This is a genomic window from Brachybacterium muris, assembly GCF_016907455.1.
GTDB classification, from domain to species: Bacteria; Actinomycetota; Actinomycetes; order Actinomycetales; family Dermabacteraceae; genus Brachybacterium; species Brachybacterium muris.
This window is the reverse complement of the sequence record NZ_JAFBCB010000001.1, coordinates 1,820,487-1,842,871: the sequence shown is the minus strand read 5'-3', so window position 1 is coordinate 1,842,871 and position 22,385 is coordinate 1,820,487. Positions and strand designations below refer to the sequence as shown.

Annotated in this window: 19 protein-coding genes and 1 pseudogene; 14 read left to right on the top strand and 6 right to left on the bottom strand. The window is 69.0% G+C overall.

What is annotated here, in order from left to right:
* Position 1: 1 nt before the first annotated feature.
* Positions 2-610: a TetR/AcrR family transcriptional regulator gene (locus tag JOD52_RS08525; RefSeq protein WP_204409476.1), complete on the bottom strand. Its 609-nt coding sequence runs from the start codon at positions 608-610 to the stop codon at positions 2-4.
* A 91-nt stretch (positions 611-701) separates the two neighbouring features.
* Between JOD52_RS08525 and JOD52_RS08520 the strand changes: the two genes are divergently transcribed.
* Positions 702-1,913 carry an alpha-amylase family protein gene (locus tag JOD52_RS08520; RefSeq protein ID WP_204409474.1) on the top strand — a complete coding sequence of 404 codons (1,212 nt, stop codon included), beginning with the start codon at positions 702-704 and terminating at the stop codon, positions 1,911-1,913.
* Positions 1,914-1,939: 26 nt separating this feature from the next.
* On the opposite strand, the gene JOD52_RS08515 is transcribed toward JOD52_RS08520, so the two are convergent.
* A complete protein-coding gene (locus JOD52_RS08515; RefSeq protein WP_338124070.1) occupies positions 1,940-2,440 on the bottom strand; it encodes a DUF3592 domain-containing protein in 501 nt (166 codons plus the stop codon).
* 233 nt (positions 2,441-2,673) lie between these two features.
* Between JOD52_RS08515 and JOD52_RS08510 the strand changes: the two genes are divergently transcribed.
* A complete protein-coding gene (locus tag JOD52_RS08510; protein ID WP_204408911.1) occupies positions 2,674-3,894 on the top strand; it encodes an IS110 family RNA-guided transposase in 1,221 nt (406 codons plus the stop codon).
* A gap of 141 nt (positions 3,895-4,035) precedes the next feature.
* On the opposite strand, the gene JOD52_RS08505 is transcribed toward JOD52_RS08510, so the two are convergent.
* A complete protein-coding gene (locus tag JOD52_RS08505; RefSeq protein WP_204409472.1) occupies positions 4,036-5,547 on the bottom strand; it encodes a phytoene desaturase family protein in 1,512 nt (503 codons plus the stop codon).
* Positions 5,548-5,639: 92 nt separating this feature from the next.
* On the opposite strand from JOD52_RS08505, the gene JOD52_RS08500 reads away from it, so the two are divergent.
* Both JOD52_RS08500 and JOD52_RS08495 read left to right on the top strand, forming a co-directional pair.
* Positions 5,640-6,524, top strand: coding sequence for a siderophore-interacting protein (locus tag JOD52_RS08500; protein WP_204409470.1), 885 nt, complete (start codon positions 5,640-5,642; stop codon positions 6,522-6,524).
* A gap of 63 nt (positions 6,525-6,587) precedes the next feature.
* Positions 6,588-7,088 carry a DUF421 domain-containing protein gene (locus JOD52_RS08495; RefSeq protein ID WP_017822375.1) on the top strand — a complete coding sequence of 167 codons (501 nt, stop codon included), beginning with the start codon at positions 6,588-6,590 and terminating at the stop codon, positions 7,086-7,088.
* A 26-nt stretch (positions 7,089-7,114) separates the two neighbouring features.
* Here the strand turns inward: JOD52_RS08495 and JOD52_RS08490 are convergent, their stop codons facing one another.
* Positions 7,115-8,413 carry a cytochrome P450 gene (locus JOD52_RS08490; protein WP_204409468.1) on the bottom strand — a complete coding sequence of 433 codons (1,299 nt, stop codon included), beginning with the start codon at positions 8,411-8,413 and terminating at the stop codon, positions 7,115-7,117.
* Between the two features lie 130 nt (positions 8,414-8,543).
* Between JOD52_RS08490 and JOD52_RS08485 the strand changes: the two are divergent.
* The 7 genes and pseudogenes from JOD52_RS08485 to JOD52_RS08455 form a co-directional block, all read left to right on the top strand.
* Positions 8,544-8,771, top strand: a pseudogene (locus tag JOD52_RS08485) (DNA-3-methyladenine glycosylase I); the annotation flags it as partial.
* A 161-nt stretch (positions 8,772-8,932) separates the two neighbouring features.
* Positions 8,933-10,495, top strand: coding sequence for an IS21 family transposase (istA, locus tag JOD52_RS08480; RefSeq protein WP_204408388.1), 1,563 nt, complete (start codon positions 8,933-8,935; stop codon positions 10,493-10,495).
* Positions 10,492-11,238: an ATP-binding protein gene (locus JOD52_RS08475; RefSeq protein WP_338124028.1), complete on the top strand. Its 747-nt coding sequence runs from the start codon at positions 10,492-10,494 to the stop codon at positions 11,236-11,238. The genes istA and JOD52_RS08475 overlap by 4 nt, the downstream gene beginning before the upstream one ends.
* A gap of 4 nt (positions 11,239-11,242) precedes the next feature.
* Positions 11,243-11,785, top strand: a complete 543-nt coding sequence (locus JOD52_RS08470; protein ID WP_239551844.1) for a DNA-3-methyladenine glycosylase I — start codon at positions 11,243-11,245, stop codon at positions 11,783-11,785.
* Positions 11,786-11,927: 142 nt separating this feature from the next.
* Positions 11,928-13,313 carry an O-acetylhomoserine aminocarboxypropyltransferase/cysteine synthase family protein gene (locus JOD52_RS08465; RefSeq protein ID WP_204409464.1) on the top strand — a complete coding sequence of 462 codons (1,386 nt, stop codon included), beginning with the start codon at positions 11,928-11,930 and terminating at the stop codon, positions 13,311-13,313.
* A 561-nt stretch (positions 13,314-13,874) separates the two neighbouring features.
* On the top strand, positions 13,875-14,603 hold the full coding sequence (locus tag JOD52_RS17715; protein WP_338075542.1) for an FAD-dependent oxidoreductase: 729 nt from the start codon (positions 13,875-13,877) through the stop codon (positions 14,601-14,603).
* 28 nt (positions 14,604-14,631) lie between these two features.
* A complete protein-coding gene (locus tag JOD52_RS08455; RefSeq protein ID WP_204409462.1) occupies positions 14,632-15,393 on the top strand; it encodes a PIG-L deacetylase family protein in 762 nt (253 codons plus the stop codon).
* A 12-nt stretch (positions 15,394-15,405) separates the two neighbouring features.
* On the opposite strand, the gene JOD52_RS08450 is transcribed toward JOD52_RS08455, so the two are convergent.
* Positions 15,406-16,650 (bottom strand): Fic family protein, encoded by a 1,245-nt coding sequence (locus JOD52_RS08450; RefSeq protein WP_204409460.1) that lies wholly within the window; start codon positions 16,648-16,650, stop codon positions 15,406-15,408.
* Positions 16,651-16,786: 136 nt separating this feature from the next.
* Positions 16,787-18,613, bottom strand: coding sequence for a methionine--tRNA ligase (gene metG, locus JOD52_RS08445; protein WP_204409458.1), 1,827 nt, complete (start codon positions 18,611-18,613; stop codon positions 16,787-16,789).
* Positions 18,614-18,686: 73 nt separating this feature from the next.
* Between metG and JOD52_RS08440 the strand changes: the two genes are divergently transcribed.
* From JOD52_RS08440 to JOD52_RS08430, 3 genes are all read left to right on the top strand, one after another.
* Entirely contained in the window at positions 18,687-19,283 is a 597-nt protein-coding gene (locus JOD52_RS08440) for an LURP-one-related/scramblase family protein (protein WP_204409456.1), read from the top strand.
* Between the two features lie 170 nt (positions 19,284-19,453).
* A complete protein-coding gene (locus JOD52_RS08435; protein ID WP_204409454.1) occupies positions 19,454-20,833 on the top strand; it encodes a UTP--glucose-1-phosphate uridylyltransferase in 1,380 nt (459 codons plus the stop codon).
* Positions 20,834-21,195: 362 nt separating this feature from the next.
* On the top strand, positions 21,196-22,161 hold the full coding sequence (locus JOD52_RS08430) for a hypothetical protein (RefSeq protein WP_204409452.1): 966 nt from the start codon (positions 21,196-21,198) through the stop codon (positions 22,159-22,161).
* Positions 22,162-22,385 lie beyond the last annotated feature (224 nt).

Genomic DNA, 22,385 nt, shown 5'->3' with positions numbered 1-22,385 from the left:
CTCAGACCTTCCAGTCGCCGAGGCCGCCCTCGAGGGCGCCGAGGGCGGCATCCAGCAGCAGGTCCCGATCCTGAGTGGGGCAGCCCTGCTGCACCCAGCGAGCGCAGGACTGATCGACGAACCCGAGGAATCCCGTGATCGCGTACCGGTGGCGGGGGAAAGAGCCCACTCCCAGCAGGGCACCCAGCCGCTCGACGTACCGGGCGCGCGCCTCGATCCGTACCTGCTGTGCCTCGGGGGGCTCCTGACCGCCCTGCAGAGGCACGCCCCAGAAGATGGGCCGCTCCGCGATCCGATCGAGGTAGACCCCCAGCGCGGCGCGGACCCGGTCGCGCACCGGGACGCCGGGGGAGAGGTGGGACAGTGCCTGCTCCTGGGCGACCGCCAGATCCTCCAGGGCGCCGGAGATCACCTCCGCGTACAGGCCCGCCTTGGAGCCGAAGTAGTGGAACACCAGGGAGGGTGAGGCGCCACAGGCCTTCGCGATCACCGCTGTGGGCACCGTCCCGTAGGGCTGCTCGGAGTAGACCTCCCGGGCGGCCTGCAGGATCGCGGCGCGGCGCTGCTGGACATCGAGCCGGCGGCGGGGGGAGGGTGAGGAGGCGGACATGGCTCACACCCTACCGTTGTTGAGTCGGGATCAATAGAGGGGTAGAGTCACCCTTGTTGACCTACGATCAATAAGGTGTCAGGAGGCACGTATGCACGAGCTCGAGAACAGGATCTGGTGGCACCTGTACCCGCTGGGTGCCGCCGGGGCGCCACCGCGCCGCGAGGCTCAGGGGGAGCAGCCCTGGGAGGAGCATCGCCTGCCTCACCTGCTGCCCTGGATCGACTACGCGGCCGACATGGGGTTCACCGGCATCCTGCTGGGCCCGATCTTCGAGTCCACGTCCCATGGTTATGACACCTTGGACCACTTCCGCCTGGACCCCCGCCTGGGCGACCAGGCCGACTGGGACGAGTTCGTCGCCCGAGCGCACGGACGCGGCATGGCGATCATGCTCGACGGGGTGTTCAACCACCTGGGGGCCGAGCATCCCCTGGCCACCGATCCCACCTGGCCCGGCATCCGCCGCGACCAGGACGGCACGCCAGCCGTGTGGGAGGGGCACGGGTCCCTCGTGGAGCTGGACCACTCCCGTCCCGAGGTGCACGACCTGGTGCGCGGTGTGATGAACCACTGGCTGGACCGCGGGGCTGACGGCTGGCGCCTGGACGTCGCCTACGCCGTTCCTTCCGAGTTCTGGGCCTCCGTGCTGCCCTCCGTCCGCGAGGAGCACCCCGAGGCGATGTTCCTGGGCGAGGTGATCCACGGCGACTACGCCCAGATCACCCGTGACGGCACCCTGGACACTGTCACCCAGTACGAGCTGTGGAAGGCCGTCTGGAGCTCCATGACGGACCACAACCTCTGGGAGCTCCAGCACGCCCTGGGTCGCCACGCCGAGTTCTCACAGGTCGCCCCGATGCAGACCTTCGTCGGCAACCACGACGTGCCCCGCATCGCCAGCACCGTGGGCGATGCAGGAGCAGCGCTGGCGGCGGTCATGCTGCTCACTCTGCCGGGCATTCCCAGCGTCTACTACGGCGACGAGCAGGCCTTCCGCGGTGAGAAGGCCGAGGGCTTCGCGGCCGACGACCCGCTGCGCCCGCCCCTGCCCGCTGGACCCGAGGAGCTGGCACCGAACGGCTGGTGGCTGCACGACCTGTACCGCGAGTTGATCGCCCTGCGCCGGCGCTGCTCCTGGATCACCCGGGCAGTGGTCGAGGTGGAGCACACCGAGAACGAGCTGCTGCGCTACGCCGTGACCGCCGAGCACGACCGGCTGGAGGTGGAGGTCGCCGTTTCCCCGCAGCCTCGTGCCGTGGTCACGCTGAACGGCGAGACCGTGCTGGAGTGGGCAGGCTGATCTGGCTGTGATCGATCGGCAAGCAGTCACCCGCCGAAGATCTGGCCCATCTGGCCGAACATGCTCAGCGACGTCGTGATGAAGAACGCCAGGAACCCCAGGAACACGAAGCTGAACACGATCTTCAGCAGGGGGCCGGCCGGGGAGATGGACCGGCCGTTCCTGGGGGCGATGAACTGATCAGGGCGGTCGCGGTGGTGCAGCACCGTTACCTGCTCCCCGGTCCGATCCAGCATGCCCACATCGCTGTGGACGGGCACGCCGCGCACGCGCTGCCCGTTGGCAGTGGTGAACTCGATCGTCTCGACCAACCGTGAACGGGCATTGGAGTCGCGGCCGCCGCTGCTGGTGATCTTGAGGTTCGAGGAGACCACGCGGCCGTCGACGGTCAGCCCGTTGCGGGCCAGGGCGCTGTTGCGCAGCAGCTCCCTCACCGAGCCGATCAGGAGCCACAGGCCAGCAAGGCCCAGCAGCGCCGGGACGATCACGAACAGGACCGGCATGGCACTCATGCCTGGTGTGCTCACTGGTGCACCATCCTTAGTGCGGCCTTGTTCGGTAAGGTCGTGACCACTCGGTCCCGGTGGGTGCACGGCCATTTGTGCGTGCCGTTCGACGGCCACGATGAGTTCTGCCGGCCCCGCCGGGCCGAGGCCATCTGAACGGCGTCAGGAACATGCCCCTTTGAGGGCCGAGCAGTGAGCTTCCGGCAGATGACCTCCACCAAGTGGTGCTCCTTCGATGAACCTGGAGTACGCGCATGTATGTCGGATGGGACTGGGGCAATACCACCCATGCTGTCGCTGTGATCGATGACCAGGGCCAGGTGATCGACCGCTGGCCCTGCCCCCACACCGAGGACGGGATTCGAGCCACCCTGGCCCGCCTGGCCAGCCACGGCCCTCCGGCTAGGCTGCCGGTCGCGATCGAGACCACCCGCGGGCTGGTGATCGACCGTCTCCTGACCGCCGGGCATCCCGTGGTCCCGGTCCATCCCAACGCGTTCAACGCCGTCCGTCCCCGCTGGGGCGCTGCCCGCGCCAAGGACGACCCCGGCGACGCGTTCAAGCTCGCCGACTACCTCCGCACCGACGGGCACCGCCTGCGGACCCTGCGCCCGACCGAGCAGGCGACCCTCGAGCTGCAAGCGCTGGTCCGGGCCCGCGAGGACCAGGTCACCGCCCGCGTGGCCGCGACCAACCAGCTCGCCGCCCTGCTGGCCGAGCACTGGCCCGGCGCCGGGGTGGTGTTCGCCCGCCTGGACTCCGATATCGCCCTGGCCTTCTGCGACAGGTTCCCCACCCCAGCCTCGGCCAAGCACCTGGCCCCGGCCAGAATGCGGGACTGGCTCGCCCGGCAGCACTACTCCGGCCGCGTCGACCCCGCTGCCCTGGTGGCCAGGCTTCGTGGGGCCCCCGCGCCTGCCTCGCGGCTCGGTGAGGAGACGATCACCGCGCTGGTTCGCACACAGGTCCAGGTCATCCGGGCCCTCAGAACAGCGATCGATGACCTTGAAGCCCAGATCGAGACGGCTCTGGCCGCCCATTCCTGGGCAGCGTTGATCCAGCCCCTGCCCCGGGTGGGGATCGTCAACCTCGCCCAGATCATCGGGGAGATCGGACCGTTGCTCGAACACGCCTCCAACGCTGACCAGCTCGCCGCCGAGGCAGGCGTCGTGCCCGTCACCCGCGCCTCGGGTAAATCCCACGCGGTCGTGTTCCGCTACGCCACCAACCGGCGGGCCCGCCAAGCCCTGGTCCGCTGGGCAGACAACTCCCGCCACGCCTCGCCCTGGGCGAAGAACATTTACGAGACCGCACGCGCCCAGGGCAAACGCCATGCCCATGCCGTGCGGATCCTGGCCCGGGCCTGGCTGCGGATCATCTACGCCTGCTGGCGCGACGGCACCTGCTACGACCCCGCCACCCACCAAGCCCACAGAACCGACAGAACACACAAAACCACCGCTCTCGCGGCCTAGAGGTTGACTCAGGGAACTCATCGGGCCTCCTTCGGTGCGGCTGTCGCCATCGGCGCTGGAACGCTCCGCGCCGACCTGATCGACGACGACCCCCGTCGCCGACGCGGCCACCTTACCTGCGGGATGGCCCGTCAGGTCCGTTCATCCGGCAACGCCGAGGTGCGGGGCCTGCTGGATCCCGAACTCTCGGCTCAGTACGCGTCGGGCGGCATGCCAGCCGCTCATGCTGTGCACCCCGGGGCCGGGCGGGGTGGCTGCCGAGCACAGGTACCAGCCGGTCCCACCCAGCTGGTACGGGTCCCATCGCGCGGTGGGGCGGGCCACCATGTCCCACATCGTCACCCGGCCCATCGCGATGTCCCCGCCCACGAGGGACGGGTTGTGCTTCGACATGTCGGCCGCACTGACGCCGCGGGAGGCCACGATCAGGTCCCGGAAGCCGGGGGCGAAGCGCTCGATCTGCGCGGTCACCGCCTCCGTGGGGTCCGTCGGGTCCCCGGCCGGCACATGTGCGTAGGCCCACAGGGGCCGCAGCCCGTCGTGTATGCGGGAAGGGTCGGCCACCGACGGGTCGCTCACCAGGGTGAGGGGGCGTGCGGGCATGCGGCCTGCGGTGACGTCCGCCTCGGCGCGGGCCATCTGCTCCCGGGTCCCGCCCAGGTGCTGGGTGCCTGCACGGCCCACGTCTGCATCGCGCCACGGCACCGGGTCGGAGAGCACGAAGTCCACCTTCGCCGCCGCGTTGCCGTGCCGGAACCGCCGCAGCCGGCGTTCCAGCCCGGCGGGAAGGCGGTTCGCGAGGATGTCCGCTGCCGCACCGGCCGTGGTGTCCAGCAGAACGGCCCGCGCCGGGGGAACATCCCGCCAGGTGCGCACCCGGTGACCGGTGATCACTTGCCCGCCATGGGCTTCGAGGTCTGTCACCATTGCGTCCACGAGCGCCTGCGAACCGCCCACGGGGATCGGCCAGCCGCCCGCGTGGGCGAGCGATCCCAGCAGTACCCCGGTCGCGGCCGGCGCCAGTGACGGCAATGGGCCGATCGCGTGGGCGGCCACCCCCGTCAGCAGCGCCCGGGCTCGTTCGGTGCGCAGGGGCAGGTCCCAGGCGGGGGAGCCCTGGGTGCCGACCATCGCGCCGAACAGGGCGGCCACCGGCAGGCCATCGGGGGAGCGCAGCAGCGCGGGCGGCACGGAGCGCTTGTCACCGAGGGCGAGGTCCACCACCAGTTCGCTGTGCTCGGCAAGGGTGCCGAGGGTGCGCCGCCACATGGGGCCGTCCACCCCGAGGCCGTCCGCCGTGCGGTCCAGGTCGTGCCAGGCGATCGCGGCCGGTTCGTCGTCCAGGGGCTGGGCGTAGGAGGCCTCGGGCACCGCCAGTTCCACGCCGCGCCCGGGCAGGTCGAAGGCCCGGAAGAAGGGGCTGGCCAGTGCCATCGGGTGCACGGCGGAGCACAGGTCATGGGTGATGCCCGGGGCGAGACCGAGGTCCAGGGTGCGGGAGCCGCCACCGACGGAATCCTGCGCTTCCAGCACCTGCACCCGCAGGCCGGCGCGCGCCAGGGTCACCGCTGCCGCGAGACCGTTGGGCCCGGAGCCGACGACGACGGCGTCGACGGTGCCCGCGCCGGCGGGGGAGGGCGGGTTGGCGCTCATGGACCCAGCGTAGAGCCCTCACGCGGGACAGATCGTGTGAGCAATCCCCGAGCTTGATTTAGGAAACGATCGTGTCGCGTAATCTGTCAGGCATGCCTTTCGACACCCCGCAATCCGAGCCCGCACCCACCGGGGACGCCGGCACCACCGAGGGGCGCGGTCCCCGCAAGCCACGGGCGCAGGCCGTGCTCGAGGTCATCTCCAAGACCCGCATCTCCCCTCGCCTGCTCCGGGTACGACTCGGCGGGGAGCAGTTCTCCGTGCTGCGCCGCAACGACCACACCGACGCATACGTGAAGCTGCTGATCGCCGTCCCCGGATCCGGACTGCGGCCCCCGTACGACCTCGACGCCATCCGCGAGCAGGATCCCGCGCAGCTTCCCTCCCGTCGCACCTACACGGTGCGCCGCTGGGGCCACGAGGCAGGCACCATCGACCTGGACTTCGTGCTGCACGGCCACGGCGACGGTGCCGACGACGACGGCATCGCCGCGCGCTGGGCCGATGAAGCCCAGCCCGGCGACCAGATCGCCCTGTCCGGCGCCGGCGGCGGGTACAGCCCCGACCCGGGGTCGAGTCGCCACCTGCTGATCGGTGACCACGCGGCCCTGCCCGCGATCGCCGCAGCCCTGGAGTCCATGGACCCCGCCGCCCAGGGCACCGCCCTAATCCACCTGGACCACGCGGAGGACGCCCTGCAGCTCGAGCATCCTGCCGGGCTGGAAGTGCGCTGGGTGATCGGCGAGCGCGAGCAGTTGCTGGAGGAAGTCGCTGCCCTGGACCTCGTCGACCCGACCGGGCTGCAGGTGTTCTGCCACGCAGAGCGGGGCCTGACCAAGCAGCTGCGCCGACTGCTGGTAGCGGAGCGTCAGATCCCCCGCGAGGCGATCTCGATCTCCGCTTACTGGGCGCTGGGGCGGGTGGAGGACCAGTTCCAGGCCGAGAAGCGCGAGGACATCGGGAAGATCGACGACTGACGCCACCACTTCCCCGCTGCCGTGGGGAATGCTTCGGCACCGTCGGGAGGGCAGGATGGGGCGATGGACATCCTGCTCAGTGTCGCCCGTCAACTGCTCACCCCGGAGGGCGGGTGGAGCGTCGAGGTGATCGTCCGGGTCGTCGCGGGCACCCTGGGCGTCTTCGCCTTCGTGGTGCTCCTGGCACGGATCGCCGGCACGCGCACCTTCGCCAGCTTCACCACGTACGACTTCCTCACCAACGTGGCGGCCGGTTCTCTCGTGGCCACCGCCATCACCAGCGGTCGCCTGGTGGAGCCCTGCCTCGGCCTGCTGGTCCTGGTGATCGCACAGTGGGTGGTCTCGAAGTCGAGCGCCATCTCCTCACGCGTGCAGAAGGTGGTCGACAACGCACCCGTCACCCTCGTCGAGAACGGGGAGAGACGCGAGGATGCCATGCGTGAGGCGCGAGTCTCCGAGACCCTGCTCCAGCAATCGCTGCGGCAGGCGGGCGCGGAGGGGGTGGCCGGTGTGGAGCGGGCCGTCCTGGAGTCCGGCGGCACCATCAGCGTGATGAAGCGCTGACGGTGCCGACGAGCCACTCGCCGCTGTCAGTCGGTCGCGCGCACCAGACCCCCGCTGGCAGGCCGGGTGGGCATCTCGGTCCAGGAGAAGTCCAGACCCTCGGGCAGGATCTCCACCTCTGGCTCGCACAGCACGGCGATGGTCGAGGCCAGGGAACCCACCGCGATCTTCTCACCCGGGCAGCGGTGCCCCGTGGCCACATCCATCCCGCCCTGGGGGACGAACGAGGTGATCTGCTCGAAATCCACGTCCAGGAACCGCTCGGGATCGAACTGGTCGGCGCGATCCCAGGAGTTGGGGTCCACATTGGTGTTCAGGATGTCGATCAGGACGCGGTCACCCTCGCTGACCTGCTCGCCCTCGAACTCGAAGTCCGTGCGGGCGAAAGCCGGCAGCATTGGCACGAAGGGGTAGACGCGTCGCACCTCCTGCGCGAAGGCCGTGGCCAGCGGACCGCCCACCAGGGTGCCGCGCTCAGCGGTCTCGGCCTGGATCCGCTCACGCCACTGGGGATGCTCGAACAGCGCCTTGGTGGCAAAGGCCGCGAAACGAGCCACCGCGATGTGCGGTCGGATGGTGTTCTGCATCTCGATGCCCGCGGTCTTCGCATCCAGCAGTTGTCCGTCCAGCTCACGGTGGTTCGCCCACTCGTACAGCGAGGTGCCCGGGGCCGCGTTCCTCTTGCCTGAGCGCTGCTCACGGATCACCTGGGCGCACCAGCGGTCGGTCAGGCGGCGGTCCCGCCAGGAGCGCAGATGGTCCAGGTCCACATGGGCGAAGCCCTCCACGATCGTGCCCAGGCGGCGTGCCTGCACGTCCAGTTCGGCGTCACGGCCCTCGATACCCGCCCAGCGCATGGCGGCGCGGCCATAGGCGATTACGGCCGAGTCGTACACGCTGTCGGGGTGCTTCCGCCAGCGCTGGGCGGCCTCGCGCAGCTCCGCCTCGACCATCGGGGCGATCCGCTCCACCTGCGCGTCGTCGTAGCAGACCTTCACGAAGGTGGCCTTGCGATGCCGGTGGGCCTCGTCGTCCATGCCGTGCACGGAGCCCTTGCCGAACAGAGAACCGCGGATCGCCAGTGGCATCGCGCCCTCGCGCTTGATCCGGGTGTCGTCGTAGAAGAGGCGCACGCCCTCATCGCCCCGCACCAGGAGGCTGGGCTTGCCCAGCAGGCGCACCCACAGTGGTTTGTCGCTGCCGGCGTTGCCGTGCTGCTCTCGCTGCTTCCCGGCGAAGAGGTAGCCCTGCTTCAGCAGGTCCACACTGTCGGTGAGGCCGTGGAAGGGGCAGGTGCGATCATCTGTCTTCTGCGGTGCTGTCATCGGGCCAACCTATGCGCACTACCGTGGCATTGCTTGGGAACGATGGAGCCGACCGGTCGGCCCGGCCCATCGGGCAGGTCGAGCAGGAGGCGAACTCCTGCGGTGTTCACGGACAGGGGAAATGGCGGCGATGACGAACGAGGACCTGCTGGCGGGGGAGGACGGACTGCACTGTCCGCTGTGGGCCTCGCGGCACGACGACCTGCGGGAGTACTACGACACCGAATGGGGCATGCCGGTGCGCGAAGAGCGCGGGGTGTTCGAACGGCTCGCCCTGGAGGGCTTCCAGTCGGGGCTGAGCTGGGCCACGATCCTGCGCCGGCGCGAAGGCTTCCGGGACGCTTTCGCCGGTTTCGATGAATATTCGCCTCGCTGGGGTCCGCTGATCGAGGGTTCGGGTGCCACGTCGCTGCCGTAGCGGTGGCGTCGTTCGGGACCACCAGTGGTGTCGTTGGGGCCGCTCTGTCTACGCTCCTTCCGCCGTGTGTATAGGGCACGCGGCGGAAGGAGCAATCTGGAATGGTACGGAAGATCAGGGCGAAGCTGGTGCTCCAGCTGCGCGCAGAAGGTCTGTCGGGGCGAGCGATTTCGTCCTCGCAGGGCATGTCCCGCAAGTCCGTGAGGGCGGTGTTCGAGGCCGCTGACGCTGCAGGGATCGGGTGGGGCGATATCGCGGACGTCGCCGATGAGCAGGTGTATGCCCGGTTGTTCCCGGGCCGGGGCGAGCACGAGAGCGTGTTCGCACAGCCGGACTGGGAACAGGTCCATCGAGAGATGGCCAGGGTCGGCGTGACGCTGAAGCTGTTGCACGGCGAGTACTTCGACGCGACCACGGCGGCTGGGGATCCGGCGATGGGGTATGACCGGTTTTGCCGCACCTACCAGCACCACGTCATGGTCACCGGTGCCGCTTCGAGAGTCGGTCACAAGGCCGGCCAGAGCGTGGAGGTCGACTGGTCCGGCCCCACGATGGAGCTGGCCGATCCGGTCACCGGCGAGGTCTCGAAGGTGTTCTTGTTCGTTGCCTGCCTGCCTTTTTCTCGTTACGCGTTCTGCTTCCCGGCGCTGGATATGCGCCAGGAGTCCTGGCTGCGAGCGCACGTAGCGATGTTCGAGGCGCTGGGCGGGACGGTCCCGAGGATCGTTCCGGACAACCTCAAGACCGGTGTGGTGAAGCACCCCCGCGAGGGCGAGATCGTCCTGAACGATGCGTATCGCGAGATGGCAGCGCATTACTCGGCGGCGGTGCTCCCGGGGAGGGTGCGGAAACCGAAAGACAAGGCGAGCGTGGAGAACACCGTCGCGCACGTCGCGACCTGGGTCATCGCCGGGCTGCGGGATCAGCGATTCACGTCCCTGCCCGAACTTGCAGCCGCCATCGGGCAGCGGATGGAGGCCTATAACGCGGAGCCGTTCCAGAAGCGGCCCGGATCCCGCGCCAGCGTGTTCGACGCGGAGGAGCGGCCGCTGCTGACGCCGCTGCCGGCGGTGCCCTACGAGATCTCGACATGGCACTACGGACGACGAGTGGGCAGGAACGGGCACGTCACGTTCGCGCGGAACTTCTACTCCGCGCCGTTCGCGCACATCGGCGCGAAGGTCGATCTGCGCATCACGGCCCGGACGCTGGAGATCTATCAGGGCAGCCAGCGACTGACCAGTCACCTGCTGCTCCCGGAGACCGCGAGCAATGAGTACCGCACCAACGACGCGGACCTACCTGCGGGCGAGCGTTTCCAGGCCTGGGACGCGCAGAGGGTGCGGGCGTGGGCAGATCGGGTCGGGCCGGCCACGGTGATCGTGATCCAGCGGATCTTCGAGTCCGTGCCGATCGTGGAACAGGGCCTGGATCCCGCGTTGGCGGTGCTACGGCTCTCTCGCCGCTTCTCCGTAGATCGGGTCGAGGCGGCCTGCGCACTCGCGCTGACGGGACGGGTCCGTTCACCGCGCTATGCGCATCTGCACCCGATCTTGGCCACCGGGCAGGACAAGGTCGCCGCCCTGCGTCCACCCCGCGAGGAACCCGCGGAAGACGGCGGATACGTCCGTGGCGCCGACTACTACGCCGGAGGTGTCCGGTGAGCGTGATCGATAACGACACGAAGCGGAAGCTGCGCGAGATGGGCGCGACCGCGCTGCTGGACGCGATCGATGCCCAGGATGAGGCTCACGTGCTGGGGATGTCGTTCCAGGAACGGCTCCAGCTGATCGTGGACGAGGCGCATTCCATCTTCAATCATGGAAAGGTCGAGGGTCTGATCCGCCGGGCGGGGCTGCGTTATCCCGGAGCGGACCTGCGGCGGCTGGATCTGGTCGAGGAACGGGGACTGAACCGGAACGTGATCGCGCAACTGGCAACCTGCTCCTTCATCCAGCGGCAACAGAACGTGGTCTTCCAGGGCTTCACCGGCTCAGGGAAGTCCTACCTCGGCTGCGCGCTGGCGAAGCAGGCCTGCCAGCACCGGCTCCGAGCCCACTACATCCGAATGCCCGACCTCGAAGAGGCCTGGGCCCTGGCAAAGGACAAGCCGCAGGGCCAGACGAAGTTCCTGCGGAAGTACTCCACGTTCTCGCTGCTGGTGATCGACGAGTGGCTGCTGGACCATCCTGACGAGGGAATGCGTTCGATGCTGCTGGAACTGCTCGAGCGCCGCTATGACACCGGCTCGACCGTGTTCTGCACCCAGTACCCGAAGAAGGACTGGCACGCCCGGCTCGGTGGAGCAGTCCACGCCGATGCGATCATGGACCGCATCGTGCACAACACAATCTGGATCGACACCGGCGACAGGAACATGCGAGAACACACCGCACTGCCCCAGTGACCCGATGCCGGCGGGAGCCAGTGGTCCCCACCGCGGCGGCTACTGGCCCCCGTCGGCACGATCGGCGGTCCCCAAGAGCAAGATTCGGTGGCTCCCACGACTACGAATACTCAGTTTCGATCCCGATGCGGTCGCGGTCTTCGATGAGGCCGACGTGGAGCGGCTCCTGGAGGACACCGGCATCATCCGCCATCGCGGCAAGATCGAGGCCACCATCAGCAACGCCCGCGCCACCCTCGCGCTGCGCGGTGCCGACGGTCTCGGCGCACGGGGGGAGCTGGGCCCCGGCGCCACACTGGCGGACCTGGTGTGGTCCTACCGCCCCGAGCGCACCCCGATGCCCCGCACCGCAGCAGAGGTCCCCACCGTCTCTGCCGAATCGACGGCTCTGGCCAAGGAGCTGAAGAAGCGCGGCTTCCGCTTCGTGGGGCCGACGACGATGTTCGCGCTGATGGAGGCGATCGGCATCGTGGACACCCACCTGGTGGGGTCGCACCGCCGCGGCTGCTCCGGGCTGTGGGCCGAGGACGGCACGCCTCTCGACTGACGAGTCAGGTCGTACGACAGGCGACTGCACTGGCCCCGCGCCGCCGCCGGTTCCGCACCCACGCCACACACCGTCACATTCCTGCGCCCCATCGTGCCTCCTGCCCGAAGCTGAGGGCGTCAGCGATTCAAGGAGGCGCAGCATGTCCACCGCAGCGATCCACGGGGGATGGCGAGCACGGGACCCCCACGGGGCCGTGGTGCCGCCCATCTATGCCACCAGTGCGTACGCCCACCCCAGCCACGAGTCGCTGAAGGCGCTGTTCGCGCGTCGCTGCGAGGGCTTCGCGTACTCCCGTTCCGGCAATCCCACCACCGCGGTGCTCGAGGAGCGCATCGCCCTGCTCGAGGGCGGCATCGGGGTGATCGCCGTGGCCAGCGGGCAGGCGGCCACCACCATCGCCCTGTGCGCACTGCTGGAACCGGGTAGCCATGTGGTCGCCTCGAACCGCCTGTACGGCGGGACCACCGAGTTCCTGGACGACACCCTGGCCGACCTCGCCGTCACCTCCACTACCGTGGATCCCTGGGACCTGGACGGCTGGGAGGCCGCGATCCGGCCCGAGACCCGAGCGGTGCTGCTCGAATCCATCGCCAACCCCGGGGCGGAACTGGTGGACCTGCCCGCGATCGCCGAGATCGCCCACCGGTACGACGTGCCCGTGGTGGTGGACTCCACTTTGGCAAGCCCTGCCCTGTACCGCCCCGGGGACCACGGGGCCGACGTCATCGTCCACTCCGCCACCAAGTACCTGGGCGGTCACGGCACCACCATCGCGGGACTCATCGTGGACACCGGCCGCTTCGACCCCCGCCGTCGGCCCGAACGCTGGCAGCGCCTGACCACCCCGAACCGGCGGTTCGGCGTCACCTTCGCCGATGACTACGAGCGCGGCTGCTCGGGGTTGCTCTCCTACGCCCGCGCCAAGTACGTCACCGACTTCGGCGCCACCCTCCCCGCGGCCAGTGCCCAGCAGATCCTGGTGGGCATCGAGACGCTGGATCTGCGCATGGACCGCATCAGCGCGACTGCGAAGGAGCTCGCCTCCCGCCTGCACGAGCGGCCCGGGGTCGCGCGGGTCAACCACCCCGCGATCCCCGGCCGACGTGATGCCGCGATCGCCGCCCGGGACTTCCCCCGCGGCACTTCCGGCGTGTTCTCGGTGGATCTGGCCGGGGGAGAGGACGCTGCTGCGGCATTCTGCGACGCACTGGAGCTGTTCACCATCGCCGTCAACATCGGCGATGCCCGCTCCCTGGTGTGCCATCCCGCCACGACCACTCATTCCCACCTCACGCCTGAGCAGCGCGCCGCCTGCGGGGTGACCGACGGGACCGTGCGCATCAGCATCGGCCTGGAGGACCTGACGGACCTGCAGGCGGACCTGGATCGCGCGCTTGCCGCTGTCGCTGCTCTTGAGCCTCCCCGCGTCGTGCCCACTGCGGACCGCGCCCTGGCTGATGTGCAGGGGAAGAGGCAAGCGCCCGCCGGAACCGAGCACTCGGAGCGCACCCTCCACATCGTGTGACCTCGGTGTCAGCCCGACCTCGGGTGGAAACACTCCTTCCTGCGCCGGTGTTCAGCCGGTCATGAGGACGGATATGCGCGAAGCGGACGTGGTGGTGATCGGCGCAGGCCAGGCAGGGCTCTCTGTCGCCTACCACCTGTGGCGACGTGGCTTCCGCTCCACCGAATCCTCAGAATCCTCCGACCGCGCCGACTCCACCTACATCTCTGAATCATCCGACCGCAGCGTGATCCTGCTGGATGCCGAACAGGGTCCCGGGGGTGCCTGGCGGCACCGCTGGGACAGCCTCACCATGGCCACCGTGAACGGTATCCGCGAGCTGCCCGGCATGCCCGAGGTGGAATCCGACCCCAGCGAGCCCTCCAACCAGGCCGTCCCCGCCTACTTCGCGGACTTCGAAGCCCGCTACCAGGTGCCGATCGAACGGTCCGTGCGCGTGGTCCGGGTCGAGAACGATCCCGGCGCTCCTGACGACCCCGAGGGTCCGCTCCCGCGCCGCCGCCTGTTGATCCACTCCGTCGGCCCCGACGGCACCTCGCTGCCGCTCATACGCACCGCGCGATCCTCAACGCCACCGGCACCTGGACCCGCCCCTTCCTCCCCGCCTATCCCGGGGCCGCCGACTTCACCGGCCGGCAGCTGCACACAGCCGATTACACCCGCGCGGGCGACTTCACCGGCAAGCGCGTCGCGGTGATCGGCGGCGGCATCAGCGCTCTGGGGCACCTGATGGAGCTGGCCGACGCCGGCGCCACCACCCACTGGTACACCCGCCGCGAACCGGTGTTCACCGAGGAGGCGTTCACGGCAGAACGGGGGAGCCGCGCCGTGGCCGGGGTGGCCGAGCGCGTTGCCCAAGGGCTTCCCGTCCAGAGCGTCGTCTCCGCCACCGGACTGTTCTGGACCTCCACCCTGCGCGAGGCCGACCGACGCGGGATCCTGGAGCGCCACCCCATGTTCGGTCGCATCGTGCCCGGCGGAGTGATCGAGGCCGACGGCACCACCACTGAACTGGACGTCCTGCTGTGGGCCACCGGGTTCCGGCACGAGCTCACGCACCTGCGCCCGCTGCGCCTGCACAACCACCGCGGCGGCATCACCATGGACGGAACCGCCGTCGCCGAGGACCCCCGCATCCACCTGCTGGGCTACGGCCCCAGCGCCTCCACTATCGGAGCGAACCGCGCCGGACGTGCGGCCGTGGCCGAACTGGTACGGCTGCTGGAGGCCGACGACGAGCTGGAGGCCGCAGATGAGGATCGGAGCATCTCCGCCCGTACAGTGGCGTGATGACGTCGACCCGTCGAAGGAGACCCCGATGACCGACCACGACACCGAGCCCGCCCTGCAGCCTCTGCCCGAGACGGGAGTGCGGCTCGTTCTGTGCGTCGTCGCCCATCCCGACGACATGGAGTACGGCACCTCCGCGGCCGTGGCCGCCTGGACCGGTGCTGGCGTAGAGGTCACCTACCTGCTGCTCACCCGCGGCGAGACCGGCATGGCTGAGGCCCCGGAGAAGGTCGCGCCGCTGCGCGAGAAGGAGCAGCGGCGCGCCTGCGAGATCGTGGGAGTCTCCGAGCTGCGCATGCTCGATCACCCTGACGGGATGCTGGAATACGGGCTCCCGCTACGGCGCGACATCGCCCGGGTGGTGCGCCAGGTCCGCCCGGACCTCGTGCTCTCCGCGAACTTCGACTTCGAGGCCTACGGCGGCCTGAACCAGGCTGATCACCGCGTGGCGGGCCTGGCGGTCATCGACGCCGTGCGTGACGCCGCCAACCCCTGGGTGTTCCGCGACCTGGGCGAGAGCGAGGGACTGGAGCCCTGGCAGGCCCGGGCGATCCTGGTGGCAGGCGACCCGGCTGCCACCCACGCCAAGCAGGTGGACGAGGCGCAGGTCCAGGCAGCGGTCGATTCGCTCAGCGCTCACGACGCCTACCTCGAGCACATCCGCGACCACCCCGAGCCCGCCCAGTTCATCCCCGAGATCCTGCGAGGCGGGGGAGAGGGCCTCGGCGTCGAGTACGCGGTGCCGTTCAGAGTGTTCGACCTTGGTGGGCTGGAGGCGGAGCAAGGCTGACCGTCCCGCCGGTCAGCCGTCCCGCCGCACGGTTGCGGCATACCCATCGAGCACGGCGAGGATCTCGCCCTGCTGCCACACCCTGTTGCGGGAGAACCCCGTGGTCTCCCGCAGCACGCCGGCATCGGTGAGCTGATCGAGCGCCCTCTGGGCCGTCATGGCGCTGACCCCGAGCCGATCTCGCACGAAGGCGCTGTCCACGATCGGCTGAGCGATCAGCAGGGGGAGCACCTTCCACCCTGTGGCCTGCCGTCTCATGCCGGTCATGAGGTTACGGGAGTGTGCCAGGACTGCGGCGAGATCATCCACGAGGCGGCTGCCGGTGGTGGCGGCGTAGCGGGCGGCGTGCGCGAACTGCTCGATGATCGGGCGGGCATCGCCGGTGCGGAACGCGGTGAGCGCGGAGACGTACCCGTCGAGGTCGGTGAGCAGGCCGGCTGAGACCGGGGCGGTGGTGCTGCGCAGCAGACCCTTTCCCCGCAGCATGGCGTGGACCAGTGCGCGGCCGGTACGGCCGTTGCCATCGGTGAAGGGATGGATGGTCTCGAACTGGGCATGGGCCAGCGCCGCATGGAGCAGCACAGGCAGGTCATCCCGTGCGATGAAGTGGATCAGGTCCGCCATCGCCGGGGGAACGTCCTCGGCCTCGGGCGCTACGTGGACAGCGCCTCGTGGGCTGGAGCCGCTGCGCCCCACCCACACCAGGCGGGTGCGCAGTGAACCTGCATCCCCGGTGGGCCCGGAGCGACCGGAGCCGACTGCGGCATCGGTCATCAGTTCGCGATGCATGCTCAGCAGCGCGTCCAGGTCCAGGTCGGAGGCCAGGCGCAGGGCCGCTTCCATGGTGCGCACGTTCGCCACCACGGCCCGCGCGTTCGCACTGCGTGACTGGTGGAGCTCTGCCAGGGCCAGCTGCTTCGCGCCCACCGTCAGGTCCTCGATCTGCGAGGAGGAGGCCGATTCGGTACGCAGCAGCACAGCACTCATGGGCCCCAGGGCAGGGTTGTCGGTGCCGAGGGCAGAGGTCGAATGCGCATCGAAAGCGGCCAATGCCGCCTCGGCATCGCCCACGTCGGCCGCAAGATCTCCTGGAAGCGCCAGTTCCAGCCCGGCCAGACGCGCAGGAAGCGATGCCTCGTACGGACCGGACCCTCGGGCACGCGCCGAACGGGAGGACAGACCGTCATCCGGCACATACCAGGTCCCGGGCCGTACCCCCGCAGAAGGGACGGTGACCGGCCCTGGAACTGTGATCATGGATCAACTGTACTAACACTTTTGGAGAAACTGTTAGCAAGGGAGGCTCCTCGCTGCGCGCGGGGCCGAAGCTCAGCCTTCGTGAGCCTCAGCTTTCGCCGCCCTCAACCCTCGCCGGCCTGAGACCGCGTGAGCCTCAGCTCTCGTCCTCGCCCGTCGTCCTGCTCGTCGCCGTCTGCTCCTCGAGCCGCTCCAGCTCCACCTCGGCGGTGGTCGGATCGAGCTTGACGAAGATCGGGGTGGGCTTGGCGACCTTCGCACCCACCGTGACGGGGCGGTGCTCCCAGGCGGGCGCCTGGGTGTAGTCACCGGTGATGATCGGGTAGCCGGGGCCGCCGTCGAGGTCCTCGACGTCCTCGATGCGCGGCATCGGGGCGATCACCCGGTCGCCGCCCAGCGCCTTCTCCACCTCGTTGGCGGAGTGTGGCAGGAACGGAGCCATCATCGTGTTCAGGTCGGTGACGGCCTGGGCCAGCACGTGCAGGATCGTGAGCAGGCGCTCACGCTCGTCCTCGGCCTTGAGCTTGAACGGCTCGGTCTCGGAGACGTACCGGTTGGCCTCGCCCACCAGGCGCATCACCTCGGCGATCGCGGCGCGCTGGCGGTGGGTCTCGATCAGCGTGCCGACGGTGCCGAAGCCGTCACGGATCGCACCGAGCAGCTTCTCGTCGATCGGCTCGAGCTCGCCGGCGGCGGGGATCTCCCCGACGTTCTTGGCGATCATCGCCGCGGTGCGGTTGACGAGGTTGCCCCAGCCAGCCACCAGCTCGTTGTTGGTGCGGGAGACGAAGTCCACCCAGGTGAAGTCGGCGTCCTGGTTCTCGGGGCCGGCGGCGGAGATGAAGTAGCGCAGCGCATCAGGCTGGTAGCGGTCCAGCATGTCGCGCACGTAGATCACCACGCGCTTGGAGGAGGAGAACTTCTTGCCCTCCATGGTGAGGAACTCGCTGGAGACCACCTCGGTGGGCAGGTTCAGCTCGCCGAACTTCCCGGGCTCGCCGCCCTTGTCTCCCTTGCCGTTTTGGGCCAGCATCTCGGCCGGCCAGATCTGCGAGTGGAAGACGATGTTGTCCTTGCCCATGAAGTAGTAGGACAGGGCCCCGGGGTCGTTCCACCACTGGCGCCACGCCTCGGGGTCGCCGCTGCGGCGGGCCCACTCGATGGAGGCGGAGAGGTAGCCGATCACGGCGTCGAACCACACGTACAGGCGCTTGTTGGGCTGGTCCTCCCAGCCCGGCACCGGGATGCCCCAGTCGATGTCGCGTGTCATCGCGCGGGGGCGGATGTCCTCGAGGATGTTCTGGCTGAAGCGGATCACGTTGGGGCGCCACAGGCCCGTGTTCTCGCGCTCGTCCAGCCAGCGGCCCAACTCGGAGGCCAGGGCCGGCAGGTCAAGGAACCAGTGCGTGGTCTCCACGAACTCCGGGGTCTCCCCGTTGATGCGGGAGACTGGATCGATCAGGTCGGTGGGGTCCAGCTGGTTGCCGCAGGCATCGCACTGGTCGCCGCGCGCGCCGGGGGTCTTGCAGATCGGGCAGGTGCCCTCGATGTAGCGGTCCGGCAGGGTGCGGCCGGTGGAGGGGGAGATCGCGCCGGAGGTGGCCTGCTCGATCATGTAGCCGTTGTCGCGCACCGCCACGAACATGTCCTGCACCACCTGGTAGTGGTTGCGGGTGATGGTGCGGGTGAACAGGTCGTAGGAAAGGCCCAGCGCCACCAGGTCCTCGACGATGATCCGATTGTTGCGGTCGGCCAGTTCGCGGGCGGTGACGCCCTGCTGGTCGGCCTCGACCAGGATCGGGGTGCCGTGCTCGTCGGTGCCGGAGACCATCAGCACGTCGTGCCCGGCCATCCGCATGTACCGAGAGAAGACGTCCGAGGGGACGCCGAAGCCGGCGACATGACCGATGTGACGGGGACCGTTGGCGTACGGCCAGGCGACCGCGGACAGGACTGTGCTCATGGGAGTCGATTCTACGGGGGCAGATGCAGGCATGCGTCCCTCGCTCCGGCCCGGCTTCTGGCATTGTGACCACATGGACGCACACCAGGCCCCTGATCAGTCCGCACCGCCCGCGGGGCTGCTGACGCACAACACCCTCGTGATGCAGCAGGTCACGGGATTCATGTCCAACGACTTCGACATCCTCGACGAGCACGGGTCGACGATCGGCCGGATCACCACCACCGGCGGCGCCGGGCAGCGGTTCGTCCTCGGCAACCGATCCTTCGACGTGTGCGAGGTCGACGGGACCGTCCTGGTACACGTGGAGGACCCGATGGACTTCGGATTCGACACCTATGCGGTGCAGGACGCCACCGGGGCCCCGATCGCCACCATCCGCAAGCGGTTCTCCTTCCTGCGCCGCCGCGTGGACATCGAGGTGGCTGCCGGGCCCACGTTCGAGCTGATCGGGAACGCCTTCGGATTCGAGTTCACCATGAGCATCGGTGGGCAGGAAGTGGTGCAGGTGGCCCGACACTGGGCTGGCATCGGCCGGGGACTGCTGGGCCACAGCCGCTACGTCGCCGTGCTGAACCCGACCATGCCGCCCCGCGAGCGCTTGGCCGTGATCGGCGGGCTCATCGCCCTGGACCTCATGCGCGCAAAGGACTCCCGCAGCTCGAACTGAGTCGCAGCGCCGAGTGTGCCTATGGGACGGCCACCCGAGTGAGGGTTCGCGACCGATATGACTGGGATGGCGGAAAAGCCGTAGTGAAACTCGGCCAGACAGTCACCGACGAACAGTCGGCAGAACTGCATCGGGCAGGAATCGCGCAGCCGCCCCGATACCCTGGGACCATGAGCACCGAAGGACTCTCCGCAGCGCAGCAGAAGATGATCGATGAGGGCGTGCCGCAGACCGCCATCGACGTCTTCACCCACTACTACGGCCAGCTCGAGGAGGGCGTGACCGGCTCCATCCCGGAGGACACGATCCAGCCGTACCTGGACCCGCCCAAGCTGGACGACGTGAAGATCGACCCCGCGCACGCCAAGCAGGTGTTCGACCAGCTCGCCATCATCAACCTCAACGGTGGCCTGGGCACCTCGATGGGCCTGGACAAGGCCAAGTCACTGCTGCCGGTGCGGGACGGGAAGACCTTCCTGGACATCATCGTGGAGCAGGTCCTGGCGGCCCGCCGCGGCACGGGCTCGCGCCTGCCGCTGATCTTCATGAACTCCTTCCGCACCCGCCAGGACACCCTGGACGTGCTCGCGAAGTACCCGGACCTCCAGGTGGGGGACCTGCCGCTGGACTTCCTGCAGAACAAGGAGCCCAAGCTGCGGACCGACGACCTCACCCCCGTGGAGTGGGAGGCCGACCCGACCCTGGAGTGGTGCCCGCCCGGTCACGGTGACATCTACACCGCCCTGCAGACCTCCGGCCTGCTGCAGCAGCTGCTGGACGCCGGCTTCAAGTACGCCTCGGTATCCAACTCGGACAACCTCGGCACCGTCCCGAGCCCGGTGATCGCCTCCTGGTTCGCCTCCACCGGTGCTCCCTACGCCGCTGAGCTGTGCCGTCGTACCGCTGCGGACCGCAAGGGCGGCCACCTCGCCGTGCGCAAGTCCGACGGCCGTCTCATCCTGCGCGACACCGCGCAGACCCCGGAGGAGGAGATGGACTTCTTCACCGACGAGCACCGCCACCCGTACTTCCACACCAACAATCTGTGGTTCGACCTCGAGCAGCTCGACGCCGTGCTGAAGGAGCGCGAGGGCGTGATGGGCCTGCCGCTGATCCGCAACGAGAAGACGGTGGATCCCTCCGACAAGACCAGCCCTGCCGTGTACCAGATCGAGTCCGCCATGGGGGCGGCGATCGAGGTGTTCGAGGGCGCGACCGCGATCGTGGTGGGCCGCGATCGGTTCCTGCCGGTCAAGGCCACCAGCGATCTGCTGCTGGTCCGCTCGGACCTGTACGCACTCGACCAGCGCCAGGCGCTCGTGCAGCAGGTGCCCAGCGTGCCGGCCGTCAAGCTCGCCTCCGAGCCGTACAAGCTGATCAATGACTTCGAGGCCCGGTTCCCGCAGGGCGTGCCCTCGCTGAAGGAGGCGGTGAGCCTGGATGTGCAGGGCGACTGGACCTTCGGCCAGGACGTCTCGGTGATCGGGGACGCCGTGCTCGGCGCCGAGGGCGGCACGGTTCCCGACGGCGCCCGGGTCGGCACCGACTGACGTCGGATCGAGATCGACGGCCAGGTGGCTGAATTGGCCGGCTGACCACAGCCGACTGCGACATCGTGAACAGTAACGAGGGGCTGGTTCTGTTCACGATGTCGCAGTCGGGCGGGGCGAGTGGAGCGTGTCCCACCCGGGGCCCATTGCGCCGAATCTCGACTCCCTCAGGTAGCCACCGGCAGCTCGCTCAGATCGTCATCGGCATGGGGGAGGAGATCCTCACCGGCATGGGGAGGAACCTGAACTCGTTCTGGCGACCTCGGCACTCTGGATAGCCGACCGGGTGGAGGCTGGCGAACCCCCATCCTGGCCGCATGCCAAGACTTCCAGTGCCATTGCCTGCCAGCCTCGCGTATCCCGTGTTCACAGCTGAGGAGGCTCGCCTCGCCGGTGTGCCCGTGTGGCGCCTGAGGGCCCAGGACCTTGAGCAGCGGGAGTTCGGGCTGTACGCGCAGCGCGGTGTACCGGTCACGGAAGCGAATATCGTCGCCGCCTATTGCAGGCTGGACCCGCCGACCTTCGCTGCAGGCCTGACCGCGGCGCGCATCCTTGGGTTGCCACTGCGCGGAAGGCTCGGGGATGAGGTCACCACTCCACCGATGTCAGCGTCCATCTACACGCGGGGAACGGGAGGCCGTCGGCGCAGACGCATCGATCGCATCGATCGCCGTATTCACCTAGCCACCACCGGTGTGCGTCGCGGAGACACGGCACTCATCCGGTGGAGCCAGCTCGTGGTCGGGGATGGTCAGATGATTCGTACGTCCTCGGGCCTGAGGGTGACGTCTCGTCTTCGCACGTTCCAGGATCTCGCCCCAGTGCTCTCTCACGAGGGGCTCGTCGCGATCGGCGACCACCTGGTGCGCATACCGCGGGAGCGGTTCGAGCAACGGGCCGAGCCCTTCGTGCCGCTAGCGGAGCTTCGCGCCGCGGCCGACGCTTTCAGCGGCCGCGGTGCACTGGCCTTCCGCAGGGCGGTCGCGAGCGTACGAGTGAGCAGTGACTCCCCGGCGGAGACTGCACTGCGGCTGGCCTTCGTCGACGCCGGGATGCCTGAACCTGTGGTGAATCAGCCCGCCGTCGTCGACGGTGTGCGCCTGGGGGAGCCGGACATGTACTGGCCGGGGTTGAAGGTGATGGTGGAACACGAAGGCCCGAGCCACCTCACCAAGGAACAGCAGGCGCGCGATATTGATCGAACGGAACGGCGCACTCGGGCAGGATGCATCGAGGTCCGCACCGTTGCGGAGGACCTTTCCTCCGGCTGTGCGAGGGCGGTGGATCGGGTGAGGTGGGCTCTGCGCAAGCAGGGCTGGGAGGGATGAGCCGGGGAGCGGGAGGTCGACAGGGTTGAGCGGGCCCACGGCCGCTGTGCCGGCTCGTCCGACGCCAGTGCACCGGATGCCAGCACGCTAGAAGCCAGCACATGGGAGGCCAGCACAGGCTGCACCGGCACCGGCACCGGAAACGCAGCGAGCGCGACGCCGACTGCGACATCGTGAACAGTAACGGGGGGCTGGTTCTGTTCACGATGTCGCAGTCGGTGGGG